At 44.1% G+C, this 20249-nt stretch carries 10 protein-coding genes and 1 pseudogene; 10 read left to right on the top strand and 1 reads right to left on the bottom strand.

Annotated elements, in window-relative coordinates; translation table 11 throughout:
* Nucleotides 1–6: 6 nt before the first annotated feature.
* The 4 genes from DIU38_RS18060 (at nucleotide 7) to DIU38_RS18045 (ending at nucleotide 6526) form a co-directional block, all read left to right on the top strand.
* The gene (locus DIU38_RS18060) at nucleotides 7–1125 is read left to right on the top strand and encodes a glycoside hydrolase family protein (protein ID WP_112654830.1); all 1119 of its coding nucleotides are present in this window, start codon (nucleotides 7–9) and stop codon (nucleotides 1123–1125) included.
* Nucleotides 1125–3551, top strand: a complete 2427-nt coding sequence (locus DIU38_RS18055) for a glycoside hydrolase family 2 TIM barrel-domain containing protein (protein WP_112654712.1) — start codon at nucleotides 1125–1127, stop codon at nucleotides 3549–3551. Before DIU38_RS18060 ends, DIU38_RS18055 begins: the two co-directional genes overlap by 1 nt.
* A gap of 479 nt (nucleotides 3552–4030) precedes the next feature.
* Complete coding sequence (locus DIU38_RS18050) at nucleotides 4031–5587, top strand: sodium:solute symporter (protein WP_112654710.1); 1557 nt, start codon at nucleotides 4031–4033, stop codon at nucleotides 5585–5587.
* A 12-nt stretch (nucleotides 5588–5599) separates the two neighbouring features.
* Nucleotides 5600–6526, top strand: coding sequence for a dihydrodipicolinate synthase family protein (locus DIU38_RS18045; protein WP_112654709.1), 927 nt, complete (start codon nucleotides 5600–5602; stop codon nucleotides 6524–6526).
* A gap of 84 nt (nucleotides 6527–6610) precedes the next feature.
* On the opposite strand, the gene DIU38_RS18040 is transcribed toward DIU38_RS18045, so the two are convergent.
* Nucleotides 6611–7504: an AraC family transcriptional regulator gene (locus tag DIU38_RS18040; RefSeq protein ID WP_090531643.1), complete on the bottom strand. Its 894-nt coding sequence runs from the start codon at nucleotides 7502–7504 to the stop codon at nucleotides 6611–6613.
* Nucleotides 7505–7938: 434 nt separating this feature from the next.
* On the opposite strand from DIU38_RS18040, the gene DIU38_RS18035 reads away from it, so the two are divergent.
* From DIU38_RS18035 to DIU38_RS18010, 6 genes and pseudogenes are all read left to right on the top strand, one after another.
* Nucleotides 7939–8604, top strand: a complete 666-nt coding sequence (locus DIU38_RS18035) for a DUF3826 domain-containing protein (RefSeq protein WP_112654708.1) — start codon at nucleotides 7939–7941, stop codon at nucleotides 8602–8604.
* Between the two features lie 106 nt (nucleotides 8605–8710).
* On the top strand, nucleotides 8711–11896 hold the full coding sequence (locus DIU38_RS18030) for a SusC/RagA family TonB-linked outer membrane protein (RefSeq protein WP_112654707.1): 3186 nt from the start codon (nucleotides 8711–8713) through the stop codon (nucleotides 11894–11896).
* A 12-nt stretch (nucleotides 11897–11908) separates the two neighbouring features.
* The gene (locus DIU38_RS18025; RefSeq protein ID WP_112654706.1) at nucleotides 11909–13717 is read left to right on the top strand and encodes a RagB/SusD family nutrient uptake outer membrane protein; all 1809 of its coding nucleotides are present in this window, start codon (nucleotides 11909–11911) and stop codon (nucleotides 13715–13717) included.
* Nucleotides 13718–13779: 62 nt separating this feature from the next.
* On the top strand, nucleotides 13780–15441 hold the full coding sequence (locus DIU38_RS18020) for a polysaccharide lyase (protein ID WP_091172323.1): 1662 nt from the start codon (nucleotides 13780–13782) through the stop codon (nucleotides 15439–15441).
* A 201-nt stretch (nucleotides 15442–15642) separates the two neighbouring features.
* Nucleotides 15643–18797 (top strand): annotated as a pseudogene (locus DIU38_RS34720) (DUF6298 domain-containing protein).
* Between the two features lie 67 nt (nucleotides 18798–18864).
* The gene (locus tag DIU38_RS18010) at nucleotides 18865–20247 is read left to right on the top strand and encodes a glycoside hydrolase family 140 protein (RefSeq protein WP_112654705.1); all 1383 of its coding nucleotides are present in this window, start codon (nucleotides 18865–18867) and stop codon (nucleotides 20245–20247) included.
* Nucleotides 20248–20249 lie beyond the last annotated feature (2 nt).

Here is a 20249-nt window from a genome sequence, read left to right as displayed (position 1 = left end):
ACTAAAATGAAACACATTTTTAAATCATCTGCACTCCTTATCTGTACTTTGTTACTACTTAGGGCACATGCCCAGGAAGTACCCGAAAAGGTGATGAAAGATATTTACGAGCAGGTAAAAACGCCTTACAAATATGGCCTGGTGATAGCACCTGAAGATAATAGCCAAAAGGCTGATTGCCCCACGGTTTTTCGCCACGGTGACAACTGGTATATGAGCTATATTATTTTTAACGGTCGCGGTTATGAAACCTGGCTGGCCGATAGTAAAGACCTGCTGCACTGGAAAACACGGGGCCGCATCCTTTCATTTTCGGACGATACTACCAAATGGGACAATAACCAAAAAGCCGGTTATGTCGGCTTGCAGGATTATAAATGGGGTGGTTCGTACAAATTGCAGCAGTATAACGGCAAATACTGGTTGTCGTACTTCGGCGGGCAAAGCAAAGGGTACGAAAAAGGTTTGCTATCCATAAGCGTAGCTTCTACCGATAAAGATCCGGGTATGGCACATGAGTGGCAGGGTTTAGATCATCCCGTATTATCAAGCATTGATAAAGATGTAAGCTGGTGGGATAATCATACGCAATACAAACAAACCGTGATCTGGGATAAAAAGAAGCTAACCGGTCACCCGTTCATTATGTACTACAACGCCAATGGCGACAGCGTTAATAAAAAACGTGGTGCCGAGCGCATTGGCATGGCTGTGTCTGACGATATGCTGCACTGGAAACGTTTTGGCAAAGACCCGGTATTGAATCACGGCGACGGTATTACCGGCGACCCGTACATTCAGCAAATAGGAAATGTATATGTTATGTTTTATTTCGGCGCTTTCTGGAAAACCGGCGACTCAGGCGTGTTTAACCGCTTTGCCTGCTCGTACGACCTGGTGCACTGGACTGATTGGACAGGGGAGAAGCTCATCCAATCGTCCGAGCCTTATGATAATATGTTTGCCCATAAATCGTGTGTGGTAAAATATAAAGGCGTGGTTTATCACTTTTATTGTGCCGTAAATAAAGCCGATCAGCGTGGTATAGCAGTAGCTGTTTCAAAAGATCTGGGTAAAAGCGAGCTGAACTTTGTTGCTCCTCCTGTTAAGAAAAGCAAAACGTAATGAGGTTCCGTTATCTATATACACTGTGTTTAATATTTTTCGTGGTTGGTTTTGTATCTGCGCAAAGCGTACGCAAAACGGAAAACTTTAACTCCAACTGGAAGTTTTTTTTAGGTGACGATTCGACGGCGAACAATGTAAAATATGATGATAGCCGCTGGCGAAAGCTTGATTTGCCGCATGACTGGAGCATTGAAGGTAAATTCGACAGTAAAAATCCTACCACGCAGGCCGAGGGCGGATTGCCAGCAGGCATTGGCTGGTATCGTAAAAGCTTTTTGATCCCTGCATCATCAAAAACTAAATCTATTTTGATTGATTTCGACGGCGTTTTTCATAACAGCGAAGTTTGGATAAATGGCCATTATTTAGCCAAACGGCCAAACGGCTATATCTCGTTCAGGTATGATTTAACGCCTTACCTTAAATTCGGTACACAACAAAATGTGATTGCCGTTCGGGTAGATAACAGCGATCAGCCCAACTCACGCTGGTATACAGGTTCGGGTATTTATCGTAATGTGTGGCTAACAACCGTTAATAAAACCCATCTGCCGCAATGGTCGTCATTTATAACTACACCGCAGGTTGATCATCAAAAGGCAGAGATCAATATTCGTACGGTTTTGCCGGGTTTAATTAACTCAAAGTTTAAGCTCAAAGCTTCTGTTTGGGATGATAAAGGTAGGGTTGTTGGATCTGCTGCCGCTGCAATAAAGGACACTGTAATTCAGCAAAGCATCCGGGTAAATAATCCTCAACTATGGTCGGTAAAACATCCTTATCTGTACAAAGTAAAGCTGCAAATGATGGCTGGTGATCAGGTTATTGATGATTATATCGCCACTACAGGTATCAGGTATTTTAATTTCGATGCAGATAAAGGTTTCAGCTTAAATGGTGAGCCGATGAAAATTCTTGGTGTATGCCTGCACCATGATCAGGGAGCTTTGGGTACGGCTGTTAATACCCGCGCTATCGAACGTCAATTACAGATCTTGAAAGACATGGGTTGCAATGCTATCCGTACATCGCATAATCCTCCCGCGCCGGAATTACTCGACCTATGTGATAAAATGGGTTTCCTGGTGATGGACGAGGCTTTTGATATGTGGAAGAAGAAAAAGAGCAAACACGATTACCACGAGGATTGGGACAAGTGGCATGTGAAAGACCTGAAAGACCAGGTTTTACGCGACCGGAACCATCCATCTGTTTTTGCATGGAGTATTGGTAACGAAATAAGGGAACAGTTTGATGGTACAGGTGTAAGTATTGGTCGCGAGCTGGTTAAAATTGTAAAGCAACTGGATAATACCAGGCCGGTTACATCAGCTTTGAGCGATGCTGATCCTAAAAAGAACTTTATTTACCAGTCGGGTGCGCTTGACCTGGTTGGGTTGAACTACCATCAGGAAGTATATGCCGATTTTCAAAGAAACTATCCCGGTCAAAAGTTTATCGGTACCGAAAATATGTCGGCACTGGCAACAAGAGGGCATTATGATATGCCCTCGGATAGTATCAGGCGCTGGCCAAAGGATGGTAAAACACCTTTGAAGGATGGTAATGCCGACTTCACCGTATCATCGTATGATAATGTTTCGGCCTATTGGGGCTCAACGCACGAGGAAACCTGGAAGATCATTAAAAAACACGATTTTCTTTCGGGGCTTTTCGTTTGGACGGGCTTTGATTACATCGGCGAACCAACTCCGTACCTGTGGCCTGCCCGTAGCTCGTACTTCGGCATTGTTGATTTGGCCGGTTTCCCCAAAGATGTTTATTACATGTACCAAAGCGAGTGGACAAATAAGCCGGTTCTGCACCTGTTACCACACTGGAACTGGAAGCCGGGACAGATGATTGATGTTTGGGCTTATTACAATAACGCCGATGAGGTAGAAGCATTTTTGAATGGCAAGTCGATTGGTATAAGGAAGAAAGCCGGCGATGATCTACATGTAATGTGGCATGTTAAATATGAACCGGGAGTATTAATAGCAGTATCGCGCCGTAAAGGCAAAGTGGTGATGACCACGCAGGTGGTTACGGCGGGCGAGCCTTATAAAATACAGCTAAAAGCAGATCGCGATAAAATCAAAGCCGATGGTAAAGACCTTTCGTACATTACCGTATCTGTTTTGGATAAAAACAACGTTCTGGTGCCCCATGCTAATCAATTGGTGAAGTTTAAAGTAACGGGGCGGGGAATACTAAAAGGTGTGGATAATGGCTCACAAACAGATCTGGAAGCTTTTGTATCTGATCAGCATCACCTGTTTAATGGTTTGGGATTGGCTATTATTCAATCTAAAGCTTTTGCCGGGAAAATTACCATTACTGCTACGGCTGGTGGACTGAAACCGGCTCACTTAATTATTGAAAGTAACCGTATCGCTTTTAAATTACAATTACAAAAATAAAGAGTGAATATGAAGTCCTTAAAAATAGTTTCAGGTGTAGTTTTTATAATTATAGGAGTTCTTTTCTTTATCTTTTTAAGAATGCTGAATGACCCGGAAATTGAAGGTGAATCTGGAAGGATCGGTTTAGACACATATTTCATTTCCCTTATCCCCATAACAATAGGTCTGATTATTTTATTCTTTAAAAAAAAGTAAAAAAAATTCCAGCCGCCGCTTGGCTCCGGCCGAGTGGCAGCTATCAAGCGGCCTCTGGCCGCCGTAAACAAGTGTTGTGTATACCGGCCGGAGGCCAGAGAATAGTTGCCACTCGGCTGGAGCCAAGCGGCGGCGTTTTTTGTTTGTATATTTATTTGTTTGTGCTAATATCCTACAGTAGCAGGAGAAAATATTACAGTAAAGGTTAACTGCTGGACGTTAAATTTGTTATACAATTTTAAACCACAATACTAATTTTTACTGTACTACCCGATTAACGCATGAAAGTGTTGCCCGTGTTAGATTTTACCATTATAGGTATTTACCTTATAGCTATGGTGCTGGTGGGTTTTTATTTTTCGCGTAAAAATAAAAATGCCGAACAGTTCACCGTTGCATCTGGTTTAATACCGGGCTGGGCTATCGGTTTATCAATTTATGCTACTTTTTTAAGTAGTAACACCTTTTTAGGTGTACCCGGCAAAGCCTACGGCGGCAACTGGAACGCTTTCGTTTTTAGCTTATCTATGCCAATAGCGGCCTGGATAGCCGTAAAATATTTTATACCATTTTATCGTAATACCGGCAATATTTCAGCCTATACACATTTCGAAAAACGCTTTGGTCCATGGGCCAGGGTTTATGCGGTTATTTGTTTTTTGCTTACGCAGATAGCCCGCATGGGATCTGTATTTTTTGGTATAGCGTTAAGTCTGCAGGCGCTTACCGGTCTGTCTATGAAGACCATTATGGTGGTAATGGGAATCTCTATTATCCTGTACACAGTATCAGGAGGGATCAAAGCTGTGATCTGGACAGAAGTTGTGCAGGCTATCATCAAAACTTTAGGAGCCCTGCTGATTATTTATTTGGTGGTAAACAGCATCCCCGGCGGCTTTGATAAGATCGTAGAAATTGGTAGAGCTGATCACAAATTCAGCCTGGGCAGTTTTTCATTGAACCTTACCGAACCAACTTTTTGGGTGATCCTGTTCTACGGTTTCTTCATCAATCTCAACAATTTTGGAATGGATCAAAATTATATCCAGCGTTATCACGCGGCCACATCAACCAAGCAGGCTGCCAAATCAGTGTGGCTTTGTGTTGGCATTTATGTTCCGGCATCTTTCCTGTTTTTTGTAATAGGTTCATGCTTATATGCTTACTACAGTCAGCATCCCGATCTGATCTTAAGCCTTAAGCACCAGGTAGCTATAGAGCGCCTGCCTGCAAAGGCTTCGGCAACCGATGTTTCGGCATTTATGAACAAATTAACCCCTGCCGATTACGGAGATAAGATCATGCCGAATTTTATGGTTACCAAAATTCCGGCAGGATTGGTGGGTATTATCGTTGCCGCAATTTTATCAGCTGCCATGAGCACCATCAGCTCGGGCATGAACTCATCAGCTACCGTTTTTACCATCGACATTTACAAACGGTACTTTAAGCCGCAACTTAATGATAAAAATACATTGAACGCCCTGCACATTGGTACCGTACTTTTTGGCTTTGCGGGTATGGCCGCCGGGATAGCCATGATAGGCGTAAAAAGCATCCTTGATTTATGGTGGCAGCTTTCGGGGATTTTTGCAGCAGGCATGCTCGGTTTGTTTTTGCTGGGCATTATCAGCAGGCAAACCGGTAACCATGAGGCTATCATTGCCAGTATTATAGGTGTTTTGGTGATCATCTGGCTTACTTTTCCCGCCCTTATCCCCGAGCAATACGCGGCCCTTCGCAGCACATTGAATACCAATATGATCATTGTAGCCGGTACATTGGCTATTTTTTTAACAGGAATTTTTTTAACCAAAACAAGGCAATTAACAGTTTAATAATCATCACAAATGGAACAATCAAAAAAGGGTTTTATCCCGGTAATGTTAACGCCTTTTAAAGATAACGGTGCTATTGATTATTCAGCGCTTACCCGCTTAACCGAAATGTACCTGCGCGCGGGTGCGGCCGGTGTGTTTGCCAATTGCCTCTCGAGCGAAATGTTTGAACTGAGCGGTGAGGAGCGGTTAGCAATTATCAAACACGTGGTTGAAACTGTTGACGGTGCTGTTCCTGTGGTAGCTACCGGTACCTTTGGTGGCCCGGTTGAAAAACAAGCTGATTTCATAAAGAGGGTGTATGATACCGGCACTTCAGCGGTAATTGCCATTACCAGTTTACTGGCCGATGCAAATGAGCCGGATATTGCACTTAATGATCGCGTTTTTGATCTTTTTGATCAAACAGAAAATATTCCTTTAGGATTTTACGAATGTCCCGTGCCATACAAAAGGTTATTATCGGCAGAACAGCTTCATCATTTTGCAGCAACAGGCAGGGTAATATATCATAAAGATACCTGTCTTAAAATTGACGTGGTAAAACAGAAATTGGAGGCAAGTAAAATTAACTCAGCTTTTGGTTTGTATGATGCTTACATGGTTCACGCGGTTGAATCGCTTAAAGCAGGTTCGGCGGGATTGTCATGTATCCAGGGGAATTTCTTCCCTGAGCTTATTGTTTGGTTATGCAATCATTATGCCGATGCATCCCGCCAGCATGAGGTTGCCATGGTACAGGAATTTCTAACCGAAAATATGGATGTGATGCACAATGTTTACCCGGTAATTGCTAAATATTATCTTACCAAACGCGGTTTGAAAATATCTACCACCACCCGGCGCGATGTTGGCTACTTTTCGCCAGCCATCCGCAATAAGATCGAGGATCTGTATAGTAGTTATACTATGTTGCAAAGTGAGATAGGTATTGATTAGTCTTAAGTCGAAAGCTTTAAGTTCTAAGTAAGAAGTCATGATTTGACTCAATACTTTCGACTAAGGACTTGAGACTTAACAAAATCAAGCAGAAATTGCCTGCTTTTGTCCTTTAATATAACGGCGTTTATACTCAAGCGGGGTCATGCCGGTAACCCTTTTAAAGTGTCGGTAAAAATTAGAGATGTTGTTGTAACCGCATTCAAAGCACAAAACTTCGGTGGGTAATTTGTCCTCAATCAAAAAACGGCAGGCATGACTGATCCTGATCTCGGTTAAAAAATCAAAATACGTTTTCTTGGTCATCAGTTTAAAATACCGGCAAAAGGAGGTGACACTGAGGTTGCCGATGGCTGCTATTTTTTCCAGGCTGATCTCCTGTTTGTAGTTGGCCAGCGTATATGAACATACTTTATTGAGGCGGATAGTATCCGATTCGTTTGATTGGTGGAAGTCGCTGTGCGATAATGTTATCGGTTCAAAGTCCTCGTTTTCGGCCAGCACTTTCAGTATCGATAGCAGGATAATGATCCTGTCGAGATTGGTGGCTTCAGCCGCCTGCCGCATCAGTTTGGCCAGCTCGGTTCTTGCTTCACCCTTAATTACCATACCACTTTTTGCTTTTTCAAAAAGCTTGGGCAGCATGAACGCTTCAGGTAAATTTAACAAATAACGGCCAAGGCAGTCGGGCAAGAAATGGATCACGATCACCTCAACATTCAATCCGGATTCGGGCAAAAAATATTCATCCTTGCAGCGCCAGCAGTGTGGTAGGGCCTCACCCAGCAAAGTAATTTCGCCCGGCGAAAAATTGCTGATATTATCACCAATAAACCTAACCCCTTCGCCCTTTATTACGTAGTGTAATTCAAGCTCGGGATGGTAGTGCCAGATACCCCGGAAGGTGGGCAAAATATCATGCCTGATACTGAATGAATTTTGCGGTTTAACCGCAACCTTGAGAAAATGGGGCTTCATTTTGTAAAAATCAATAAAGATTAGCAGGTAAGCGGACAAATAAGTATGCGTCGCGCTGGTTTATATTTTAAAAGTAGTAATTTTTAATCAAACCCAATTTGCACGAATGTAATTTTCTTTTGACAAAAAATTAGCCTAACACGAAAAGCGGGTTATGGTAAGATTGTATAATAAATAGATAAATACAAATAGGAAAGGCAAAGGCTAACCATTGATATTTGTTAAAGCAACTTGTAAATCAGGCTGCAGGATACCAGGAAATATAAACCAATAAAATTAATTATACTTTTTATCAGGCTTTTAGAACTGACAAGATTTTAACCGTTAATTAATTGTGATATGAACAATTAATTGCGTAAAAAACGGCAGGATACTATATACTTTTTTTAAGGCTTTTATAAAAATTGTAAAGAATTTAACCAATTGAAACAACCATGAAGCACTTTAAATACATAGTGATATTGTTATTATCAGTTGCAGTCAGTGAGGCTTTCGCGCAGGCACCAGTGGATAACAACTACATAAAAGTTATAACCGAACGTTCAAACAAAATTGTTACAGGAGCAGGCATCTCCGACTCGGTAAAATTTAAGAAAGTGCGTGATATTGTAGTTGCCCAGTACAGTGATTTGAACACCATTTATGATGCGCGTAAAGCAAAAGTAAATGATATTAAAACCCAGATGCCCGATGATAAGGCAGGTGCCAATGCCAAAATCGCCCTTGTAGATAGTAATGTGGCTAAGCAGGTTAAGGTTTTACATACCTCATATATCAATAAGCTGAATAAGGAATTAAGCGCTGATGAGGTTGATAAAATAAAAGACGGCATGACCTACCGCATTTATCCAATCACTTACACCGCTTACCAGGATGAAATACCTAACCTCACCGAAGAACAAAAAAGCAAAATTAAGGGATGGCTGCTGGAGGCGCGGGAAAACGCTATAGATGCTGAATCATCAGAAAAAAAGCACGCCTGGTTCGGCAAGTTTAAGGGCCGCATTAATAATTACCTATCCGCACAGGGCTACGATATGAAAAAGGAGGGTGAAGAGTGGCAAAAACGGATCAAAGAGCGGCAGGCAGCAAAACAATAATTTTTGAACTAACCTAAATATCCCGGTATCATGAAATAAGCTTTAGCCGGGCAAACCAATTATACCAATTAATTAACCTGATCATGAAAATTAAATTATCAAGTTTATGAGAAAACTTTTCCTCTTACTTTCGGTGTTGCTGTGCTTAGGCAGCGCGCTAAAAGCCCAGGACCGTAATATAACAGGTACGGTTACGGACGAAAAAGGTGCTCCCCTGCCAGGGGTTGCCATCCAGGTAAAGGGCAGTACTACAGGTACTATCACCAATGCCGATGGTAAATATTCAATTAAGGCTACTAACCTGCAGGCCATTGTGGTTGGGGCTAAATTTCTTGGATACAACTACCAGGAAAAAACACTGAAGATTGGCGAAATGAATGCCGACTTTAAAATGCTACCATCACAAAATGCTCTCGATGAGGTTGTGGTAGTAGGTTACGGTACTCAAAAGAAGGTACACTTAACAGGTGCTGTTGCCGCGGTGGATATGAAAACCATCCAGGATATCCCAACCACTAATCTTGCTGCCGCGTTACGCGGAACCAATGCCGCGGTAAGTGTTACCGGTGGTATTGCAAGGCCGGGCCAAAGCGGAACTATCACCATTCGTAACCCTGTTTTCCTGGCAAAGAATGGCGGTAGTACAACACCATTATACATTATTGATGGCGTACAACGCAGTGAAGCAGATTTCAACCTGCTTGATCAAAGCGAGGTTGAAAATATTTCGATATTAAAAGATGCAGCCGCTGCCATATACGGTATTTTAGGCGCGAATGGCGTTATCGTTGTAACAACCAAACGCGGCCAGGCAGGCGGGCCAAAGGTAAGCTTCAGTTCATCAGTGGGTATAGCCGATGCAATCCAATTGCCAAAAATGATGTCGGGCTTTCAGATGGCTACTTATTTGAATGATGTTGAGCAAACCAGGTATAACCACACCATAACACCCGAAGGTTATATCAACGGCGATTTAAGCAATAAAGACTTAAAATATTATACGCCTGATGAGCTTGAGTATTTTAAAGCTAATAACCAAAATTTCCTGGAGCAGGCGTTTAAACCGGCAGTAACCAGCAGGAACGCGTTGAGCATAACCGGCGGTAATGATAAGGTTACCTATTTTGCAGGTGCCAACTATGTAAACCAAAACTCTAACTTTAAAGGGGTAAATACCAATCGCTTCGGGTTTAGGGCCAGTGTTGATGCAAAAGTTGCTAAAGGTTTAAAACTATCTTTGTCATTGAGCGAAGACCTTGCTAAAAGCAAAATTTACTGGTACAAACTTTCAAGCACCAGCGAAAGCCCGGATAACGACTTCCTGTCGCTTAACCAGGCACCACCATGGCAAAAATATTTTATCGACGGACACCCTGTATACTTAGGAACCAGTAATAATGATAACCTTAACTTCTTTGCTGTTCAAAATTCCAATAACTATACAAGTAACAATAATACTGTATTTAATGGTTTAGCCAATTTGAGTTACGAAATTCCGGGCATTAGCGGCTTAACAGCCAATGTAAGCTACAACCGTAATCTTAATAATGCCTTTAACAAGCAATATGGCTCAACATTTTATTATAATCAATATTCGGGCGAAGGCGACAATAACCATATTCCCGGAGGAACGGTGGTAGGCGTAAAAGCGATAAAAAATGGGGATAGGGTGCGCCTTACACCAACAATGGCCGATAACTACCAGTTCAATGCAAATCTTACTTACCATAAAAGGTTTGGCGCGCATGAAATTACAGCCCTTGCCTTGTATGAGCAATATGAATCATACAGCGAAGGTGTGGCGGCTGAGGCCGACGGTGTAATTGTAGGCGGAAAAGATAACCAGACATTCACCATCGGCGATCAATCGTCAAACCAGGCCACAATGGTGAAGGAATATGGCCGTAAAGCTGTTGCAGGCAGGGTAAATTATGCCTACGCCGATAAATACCTGGTTGAATTGGCCATGAGGGCTGATGCTAATACCAACTTTGCACCGGGCCACCAGTGGGGATATTTCCCTTCGGCTTCAGCAGGCTGGGTAGTTTCAAAAGAAAACTTCTTTAAATCAGTGAGCTTTGTTGATCTTCTGAAATTCAGGGGTTCGGTAGGTTTGTTGGGCTCTGATAATACACCGTCATTCTTATACGCGGTTAACTACCAGTTTGGTACCGGCAACAAAGGTGGTGCTGTTTTTGGCGGCAATGGCGACAGGGGCCTCGGCGCATTGCTAAATATAGCTATCCCTAATGCTAATTTAACCTGGGACCATGACCTGAAAACAAACTACGGTTTAGATGCCGCTTTTTTGGGTAACCGCTTATCAGTTTCGGCCGATTATTTCTGGGAGCACCGCTATGATATGCTTGCATCGCTGAACACTTCAGTTCCTGTAACTATAGGTGCAGCGCCATCTGCCGAAAATTATGGTATCGTCAATACTTTCGGATACGAGATCTCTGTAAGCTGGAAAGACAAAATTGGTTCTAATTTTAGCTATAATTTTAGCCCGTTCTTTTCCTGGAGCGATAATAAATACATTAAATACGATATCGCTGCAGCGCAGGTGGGTACCATTCAGGATTTGACCGGTAAATCAAGCGACCAGGGAACACTGGGGTACAAATCACTCGGTATCATCCGTACACAAGCCGATGCTGATGCGATCATTGCAGAAAGGGCCGCAGCAGCCGGAGGCGCGCAAAACGTTAAGATTTTTGGTTACGTGCCTTCACCTGGTATGATCAATTACGTTGACAAAAACGGCGACGGTGTTATCAAACAAAACGATCTCAACGACCAGTTTTATTTAGGTAAGAAATCATCAAACCACTACAATCTTGGTCTGAACTTTGGCGGTGCGTATAAAACATTAAGCTTAAATGTGGTTATGGGAATGAGCTGGGGTGGCAACCAATCAATTGAGAGCGCCGCCATTAAACAAGCTACTGCTAACCAGAACAGGCCTGTATTCTGGGCCGATCACTGGACCCCATCTAATCCAAATGCTAAATATCCCGACCCTTATTACTCAGACGATGTGAGTGCTACAAGTGATTTTTGGTTTGTTAGCCCCTTCACCTGGAATATCTCCAGTGCTAACTTAAGCTATACCCTGCCTGCTTCCATCACAAAAAGACTTGGAATGTCAAGCATAAGGGCGTATGTGGTAGCTACAAATCCAATCAACTTTGTAAACCCGTTCCCCGAACATTATCGTGATATTTCATCACCATTTGGGGCATATCCCAACTTACGCACAGTATCTTTTGGTTTAAACTTAGGCTTCTAAACTTTGAAAGACATGAAATTATTTAAAACCATATTTGCAGCTTTGATCGTATCAGCCCTGTTTACAAACTGTAAAAAAGTGCTTGATAAGGAAGATCTTACACACAGCACCCCCGGTCAGATTTTTAATGACTCAACGGTGGCTATTTTAAACATCAATTACCTGTATACAGCAAACCAGCCCGGCTGGTTTGGCGATACCGGCGGCGCTATTGGCAGCGGGGGCGACAAATGCGACGAATTTTACAGCGATAACGCGTACGTAAAAGGTACGGTTACCATCGAAACTGTTGGTGACATCGGTACCTCGGTGAATATCAGTAATAACTACGGCCGCATCCGTAACATTAACCAAACCCTGCAGGATCTCGACGCCAGCACCCTGCCTGCCTCTACCAAAAACAGGTATAAAGCACAGGCTTATTTTTGGAGGGCTTTCAGGTATTTTGACCTGGTAAGGTTATATGGCGGTGTTCCATTGGTATTAAAACCGCTTGATGCTATTGGCCAGGATGCCAAAAACGCGGCGCTTTTACCTCGTAACAAAACCTCAGAATGCTTTAAACAAATTGTGAGCGATCTGGACAGCTGTATAAAATACCTGCCCGCCAAATGGAGCGGCAGCGATTACGGTCGCATTTCATCGGCTGCTGCGGCTGCGTTTAAAGGAAGGGTGTTGCTAACTTATGCAAGTCCTCAATTTAACCCCAGCAACGATGCAGCCCGCTGGCAAACAGCTGCAGACGCCAATGATAAGGCAATGCAGATATTGTCTGCTAATAATTACGGTTTAAACCCATCTTATGATAATATGTGGTTTACCGAAAACAGCAGCAATCCGGAGGCAATTTTGATAACAGGTTTTAACACATCATCAACCGATCAAAACCAGAATAACAATACCTATGATAACGCCACTCGTCCTGCCTATTTAGGTACTAAAGGCGGTTCCAATCAACCTACCTGGGATATTGTAAAATCATACCCGATGCTTGACGGAAAAGCACCAGGTACCTCGTTAAAGTATACATATGATGATGCAAAGTTTTTTGATAACCGCGATCCAAGGTTTAACAAAACTATTGCCTACAACGGTTGTAACTGGCCTATAAACGGCAATAGCTCTTATCGCCTGTGGACTTACTTTTATTACAATAAAGCGGATGGCTCCGGTGTTAAAACCACTGAACCGGCATCGGCAACAGGCTCAGGTTTCTACCTGCGCAAAGCTATTGACCCTAACGTCAGTGTGGCAAATACACCATATGTTGGTACAGATTGGATGGAGATCCGTTATGCCGAAGTTTTATTGAACCAGGCCGAGTGTGCCGCAGCGTTAGGTAACGTAACTACCGGTTATACCAATATAACAGCTATCAGGAAACGTGCCGGTATTGAAGCAGGTGCCGATAACCTTTACGGTTTAGACGCAGGCATGAGCCCTGATCAGATGATCAACGCTATTATGAATGAACGTAAAATTGAATTTGCCTTTGAAGGTAAACGCTATTGGGACCTTCGCCGCCGTAAACTGCTCGAAAGCACATTGAATGGCTCAAAAAGAACAGGTTTGACAGTTACCCTTAATAACAACGCAAGCGGTAAAGATTATCTTACCGGTACAAGAGATGCTTTAGCAGCTGCATCATTGGATGCCTTGTACAGCACATCTTTCACCGTTAAAACTAAAACTATGGATTCTTATAACATTGCGGTTCAGTCGGGCGATTACTTTTTCGGTATCCCTTCGGCGGCATTGTTAAATAATATCAATTTACAGCAAAATAACACCTGGGGTGGGCCGTTTGATCCGCTTCAATAATAAATTAATTGAACGATGGGTGCCTGCTAACCATTTAACAAAAGAAGATTACGAATACAAATATGAAAAAACACACAGCTTTATTTTTAGTAGCAGCGGCATTGGGTTTAGCTAAACCAGCTTTTGCCCAATACCCTGAAGTGCCGGAGAAGGTTAAAGCAGAGAGTGAAGCTTTGATGAAAGAGGCTACCCGTCGTTCAGATTCAGCATGGGCGGTTGCCCTGCCCATTATCCAGGCCGATCAGCGCCGTGGCAAAGTATACGTACCATGGGCTGCACGCCCGACCGATTTGCCGCAGGCCAAGATCCCGGCTTTTCCGGGTGCCGAAGGTGGTGGTAAGTTTACCTTTGGCGGCCGTGGCGGTAAGGTGTATGTAGTTACCAGTTTGGCAGATAATGGCCCTGGTACTTTGCGTGAAGCTTGCGAAAAAGGCGGCGCGCGTATCGTGGTATTTAATGTTGCGGGCATTATCCGCATAAAAACACCGATTATCGTGAGGGCTCCGTACATTACTATTGAAGGCCAAACTGCTCCGGGTGATGGCGTTTGTATTGCAGGCGAATCATTTTGGGTGAATACACATGATGTTGTGATCCGTTATATGCGTTTCCGTCGCGGCGAGACCAATGTTGGCCGCCGTGATGATGCTTTGGGTGGCAACCCGGTGGGTAACATCATTGCCGATCACGTATCTGCAAGCTGGGGACTGGACGAAAACTTTTCCATGTACCGCCATATGTTTGATCCGGGTGATGGCTCGAAAGAAGAGAAGCTGGGTACCGTGAACATCACTATTCAGAACTGTATCTATTCCGAATCATTGGATTACTGGAACCACGCTTTCGGTTCAACAACAGGTGGCGAAAACAGCTCATTAATGCGGAACCTTTGGGCAGATAATACCGGCCGTAACCCATCTGTTGGCTGGAATGGCGTATACAACTTTGTAAATAACGTAGTATTTAACTGGCACCACCGTTCGATGGATGGAGGCGATTATACCACCAATTACAATGTGATCAATAACTACTTTAAACCGGGGCCAGTTACACCTAAAGATGAGCCGGTTGGTCACCGTATCCTGAAACCGGAATCGGGCAGGAGCAAGTTGAAAGAAAAAGTATTTGGTCGTGTTTATGCATCAGGTAACATTATGGAAGGTTATCCCGAAGTTACCAAAGATGCGTGGAACGGTGGCATCCAGGTTGAAGGCCCTGGTGGCAAAGAATTGCCTGACGCCGGTCAGTACAAGGACTACATGAAATCGGATGTTCCGTTCCCTATGCCTCCGATGACTATCCTATCGGCAAAAGACGCCTTTAAATTTGTTATAGCAAATGCGGGAGCAACGCTTCCAAAACGTGATCCGGTTGATGTGCGCATTACCGAGCAGGTACGTACCGGTAAAATAACTTATAAAGAAATGAACACCGATACTGCTTACCAGTTTAAAGTGCGTAAATTACCTAAGGACTCGTACAAACTGGGTATCATCACTGCTCCATGGCAGGTTGGTGGCTATCCTGAATATAAAGGTACGCCTTACAAAGATTCGGACAATGACGGTTTGCCCGATAGTTGGGAAACAGCTCATGGCTTAAACCCTAAAGATGGTAACGACTCGGCCCTGCCTGCAAAAAATGGTGGTGGTTATACCAATATCGAAGTATATTTAAATACAGTAGCCGCTAAAGGCGAAAAGAAATTGGCTTCGTTAAAATAAAGATATATCAGAAATATTAAAACCATTTGTTCCATTTGTATAGACCATTGCCGTTGGTTTTAACCAACGGATAATAAAATGGAATAAAGAGAGCTTTAGCTCAAATGCATAATTAGGCTAAAGCCCAGGTTCTTCAGTTTCTGTTACCGTTGGTTAAAACCAACGGCAATGAATAAATTACATTTTTAACAACTGCTAATAATGCGGGGATTGAGGTTTATAAGGATTTATTTTTGGGTTGGTTTAATGACTGGGGGGATGTTTATGCATTCCCCCTTATTTGCACAGGATAAGAAAAAAGCACCTAAACCACAACCGCCTGTTGCTGCCGATAAAAACGGCAAACTAAATTATGCGGTAGCCCCTAATGGTGACCGTATTCCTGATTATTCGTACTGCGGATACATGGCTTCTGAAAAGCCTATCCCTTTTGTGCCTGTAAAAGTTGTGGTGCCTGTAAAAGCAGGTGACGCTACGCTGAGGATCCAGGCCGCTTTAGATTATGTTGCCGGATTACCTGTTGATAAAGACGGTTTTCGCGGAGCAGTATTGCTTAACAAAGGGGGGTACCAGGTTAATGGTAGTCTCAAAATTAACGCATCCGGCGTTGTTTTGCGCGGGAGCGGCATGGGCGCCAACGGCACCACATTATTCGCAGCCGGTACCGACAGGGAAACCTTTATTCATGTTACCGGTAAAAATGACCGGCAAACATCCAAAGAAATTAAAATTACCGATGCTTATGTACCGGTAAATGCCAATACTTTGCACATTGCTGAAGGCGCAGGCCTAAAAACCGGCGACATGGTGTTGATCCATCGCCCGAGCACACAAGCCTGGATCAGTACCATCAAAACCGATCATTTTGGTGGCGATTTAACCGCCCTGGCCTGGAAACCCGGCGAACGGGATATTTACTGGGACCGCAAGGTAACAGCAATAGATGGCAATGCCATAACCCTTGACGCACCTTTAACAACAGCATTGGATACTGCATACGGCGGTGGTTTGATAGCCTCTTACCAATGGTCCGGCAGAATTGTGCAAGTGGGGATCGAAAACTTAAAACTGCAATCAGCTTACGATGCTTCAAACGCAAAAGATGAAGCTCACCGTTGGATGGCCATCACCATGGAAAACCTGAGTGATGCCTGGGTGCGACAGGTAACATTTGAGCATTTTGCAGGTTCGGCAGTATTTGTTGGTGTTACTGGAAACCGGGTAACGGTTGAGGATTGTAAATCGCTCGCGCCTGTTTCAGAAATAGGGGGGCAGCGCCGTAACACATTCCTGACTATGGGCGGGCAAAACCTTTTTCAGCGTTTATATTCCGAACAGGGCTTTCATGATTTTGCTACCGGGTATTGCGCGCCGGGGCCAAACGCTTTTGTTCAATGTATGTCGGTAGGTTCGCTGGGCTTTAGCGGTGGCATCGACAGTTGGGCCTCAGGCGTTTTGTTTGATATCGCTAATATCGATGGACAGCCTTTAAGTTATATGAACCGGGGGCAGGACGGACAAGGTGCCGGATGGAGTGCGGCCAACAGTCTGTTCTGGAATTGTACCGCAGCCCGTGTGGATTGTTATCAGCCGCCAACGGCTCAAAACTGGGCTTTTGGTACCTGGGCGCAATTTGCCGGTGATGGCTACTGGAGCACGTCAAACAGCACTATCAGCCCAAGAAGCTTTTATTATACGCAACTGGCTAACCGGTTGAATAAGGATATAACTAAACAGGCTGATATCCTGTATCCGGCTACTGAACCATCAAGCAGCCCGACAGTTGAGCAGGCAGCCGAACTGATGGCCGCTGCCCGCAAACCGGCTGTTACCATGAAGGATTGGATAGATCAATCGCCCAAAAGAAATTCTATCAGCATTTCATCGGCAAACGCCAAAACTATTGATGAAATAGGATATAAACGCCCGGTTGTTGCTGCATTGGCACCCAAAATGAGTGTCACGAACGGCTGGTTAACACGTGGTAACGTGGTGTTAACAGGCAGGCATTTTGAAACCCCATGGTGGAACGGTACTGTTCATCCCGATTATACAGAAACGGTGGCCAAACCAGCAATCTCCCGTTGGGTACCCGGCCAAACCGGCACCGGTTTAACGGATGATCTGAACGCGGTAACCGACTGGATGCAGAAAGGTAATATTGTAGTTTTTGAACATAACTACGGCTTGTGGTATGATCGCCGCCGCGATGATCACGAGCGTATCCGCCGGATGGACGGCGACGTTTGGGCTCCGTTTTATGAACTGCCTTTTGCCCGGAGCGGAAAAGAACTGGCCTACGACGGCTTAAGCAAATACGACCTGACCAAATACAATACCTGGTACTGGAACCGCCTGAAACAATTTGCTGACTTGGCCGATGAGAAAGGTTTGGTATTGGTTCACCAAATTATTTTCAGCACAATATTATTGAGGCTGGGGCGCACTATACCGATTTTCCATGGCGCACGGCAAATAATATCAATGGCACCGGTTTCCCGGAGCCTGTACCTTATGCCGGCGACAAACGCCAGTTTATGGCTGAGCAGTTTTATGACGAAACCGACCCGGCAAGGCGTAAGCTTCACATTGCCTACATCAATAAATGTATGGACAACTTTGCAGGTAATACCGGGGTGATCCAACAGATTGGAGCGGAATTTACCGGTCCGCTGCATTTCATGAAGTTTTGGGTAGAAACCATTAAGCAATGGGAAACCACGCATAAAAAGAAGCAGATCATAGGTCTGAGCGCCACCAAGGATGTACAGGACGCTATCCTTGCCAACCCGGCAACTGCTTCTGTTATTAACGTGATCGATATCCGTTATTGGTACTACCAGGCCAATGGAACGGCTTATGAACCTATTGGCGGCCAAAGCCTGGCCCCGCGCCAGCAAGCCCGCATCTTTAAACCCAAGGCTTCATCATTTGAGCAGGTTTATCGTGCGGTACATGAGTACCGTACCAAATACCCGGATAAAGCTGTGCTTTATTCTGCCGATGGTTATGATCATTTTGGCTGGGCGGTATTTATTGCAGGCGGATCATTGCCGGTCCTTCCTGCCAATACCAATAAAGCTTTTTTAGCCGATGCGAGCGGTATGAAACCTGCCGAGCTGCCGGGTTCGCCTAAAGATCAATGGGCGTTAGCTTCATCAAAAGGGTATATAGTTTATAGTAACGGCGGTGGGATTCACCTTGATTTATCGGCCGGTGTTAGTTACAAAGCGCGATGGATAGATCCTAAAACAGGCGAGCTTTTGCCTGCTACAGAAACGATAAAAGGTGCTGCTAATACAGAAATTAAAACGCATGGGAATGAGGCTGCCATTTTGTGGTTGAGCAGTAATTAAATAAAAGAATTAAAAGGGGGCTTGTGCGATTCCCCTCTCAAGAGGGGAGCTTTTAAAGAACTAAATTATGCTTAAAAAATCTACCATATTAATTGCCATTGCTTTATTGCTTTTTTCATTCAAAAGCGATGATGTAATGCCGCGTTTAAGCATATCCACCAACCACCGCTATTTTATGACCGGTGATAAACCATTTTTCTGGCTGGGTGATACAGGCTGGCTGCTATTCTCTAAGCTGAAAAGGGAAGAAGCTGAGCAATATCTGGAGATCCGCAGCAAACAGGGTTTTAATGTGATTCAGGTAATGGTAGTGCACAGCATTAAAGAAACCAACGCCTACGGCGATTCGGCGCTGAGCAAAAAAAATATCGCTTTGCCAAAAACAACCCCCGGCAATACTTTCGGTAAAGGCAACGAATATGATTACTGGGATCATATCGACTGGATCATCACCAAAGCTGCCGAAAAAGGATTATATGTTGCCTTGGTTCCTGTTTGGGGATCGGTTGTTAAGGAAAGTAATATTGGCGCTGATAAAGCAAAAGCCTATGCCGAATTTTTAGCCAAAAGATACCGCGACCGCCCAAATGTGATCTGGATGAATGGGGGCGACATTGCAGGTTCAGATTCATTAAAAACCTGGAATGCGATAGGCAATACGTTGCATGATCAGGACGGAACGCACCTGATAACTTATCACCCACGGGGCCGTACGCAATCATCAAAATGGTTTCATAATGAAAACTGGTTAAGCTTCAATTGCTTTCAATCCGGCCATCGTACATATGCACAGGATACTTCTAAAAAAGATTTAAGATACGGCGAAGATAACTGGCGCTATGTGCAAACAGATTATAATCTCTCGCCTGGAAAGCCAACGCTTGATGCCGAACCATCCTACGAAAAAATCCCTTACGGATTACATGATATTAAACTACCCCGCTGGACAGCCGCCGACGTTAGGCGCTATGGCTACTGGTCGGTTTTTGCAGGCGCCTGCGGTTACACCTATGGTGATAACGACGTGATGCAGATGCACAAGCCAACAGATAAAGGCAGCGCTTATGGTTCCAAAGGATATTGGTATAATTCGGTTAATGATCCGGGAGCTATGCAGATGGTTTATTTGAAAAAGCTGATGCTGTCGCGCCCGTATCTTGATCGTGTGCCGGATCAATCATTGATCGCCGGTAACAACGGCGTAAAGTACAACAGGCTGATCGCAACCCGAAGTAAAAACTATGCTTTTATTTATACCTATACCGGCCGGGAGATGAATATCAACGCTGATAAACTGGAGGGCACGAAGCTGAAAGCATCATGGTTTAACCCGCGCAACGGGCAAACTACGGCTATCGGAACCTTCGCGAAAGCTAAAACAATAAAATTTAAGCCACCCGGCAAAGTATCAAATGGTAACGACTGGGTGCTCGTTATTGACGCGATATAACA

The sequence above is a fragment of the Mucilaginibacter metallidurans genome (assembly GCF_003286435.2).
GTDB classification, from domain to species: domain Bacteria; phylum Bacteroidota; class Bacteroidia; order Sphingobacteriales; family Sphingobacteriaceae; genus Mucilaginibacter; species Mucilaginibacter gossypii.
Note: the sequence above shows the minus strand (reverse complement) of the source record. Positions and strands in the feature narration are given on the sequence as shown.

Coding starts and splice junctions, on each gene's coding strand:
- DIU38_RS18060 (WP_112654830.1), top strand. CDS start 7: ATGAAACACATTTTTAAATCATCTGCACTCCTTATCTGTACTTTGTTA.
- DIU38_RS18055 (WP_112654712.1), top strand. CDS start 1,125: ATGAGGTTCCGTTATCTATATACACTGTGTTTAATATTTTTCGTGGTT.
- DIU38_RS18050 (WP_112654710.1), top strand. CDS start 4,031: ATGAAAGTGTTGCCCGTGTTAGATTTTACCATTATAGGTATTTACCTT.
- DIU38_RS18045 (WP_112654709.1), top strand. CDS start 5,600: ATGGAACAATCAAAAAAGGGTTTTATCCCGGTAATGTTAACGCCTTTT.
- DIU38_RS18040 (WP_090531643.1), bottom strand. CDS start 7,504: ATGAAGCCCCATTTTCTCAAGGTTGCGGTTAAACCGCAAAATTCATTC.
- DIU38_RS18035 (WP_112654708.1), top strand. CDS start 7,939: ATGAAGCACTTTAAATACATAGTGATATTGTTATTATCAGTTGCAGTC.
- DIU38_RS18030 (WP_112654707.1), top strand. CDS start 8,711: ATGAGAAAACTTTTCCTCTTACTTTCGGTGTTGCTGTGCTTAGGCAGC.
- DIU38_RS18025 (WP_112654706.1), top strand. CDS start 11,909: ATGAAATTATTTAAAACCATATTTGCAGCTTTGATCGTATCAGCCCTG.
- DIU38_RS18020 (WP_091172323.1), top strand. CDS start 13,780: ATGAAAAAACACACAGCTTTATTTTTAGTAGCAGCGGCATTGGGTTTA.
- DIU38_RS18010 (WP_112654705.1), top strand. CDS start 18,865: ATGCTTAAAAAATCTACCATATTAATTGCCATTGCTTTATTGCTTTTT.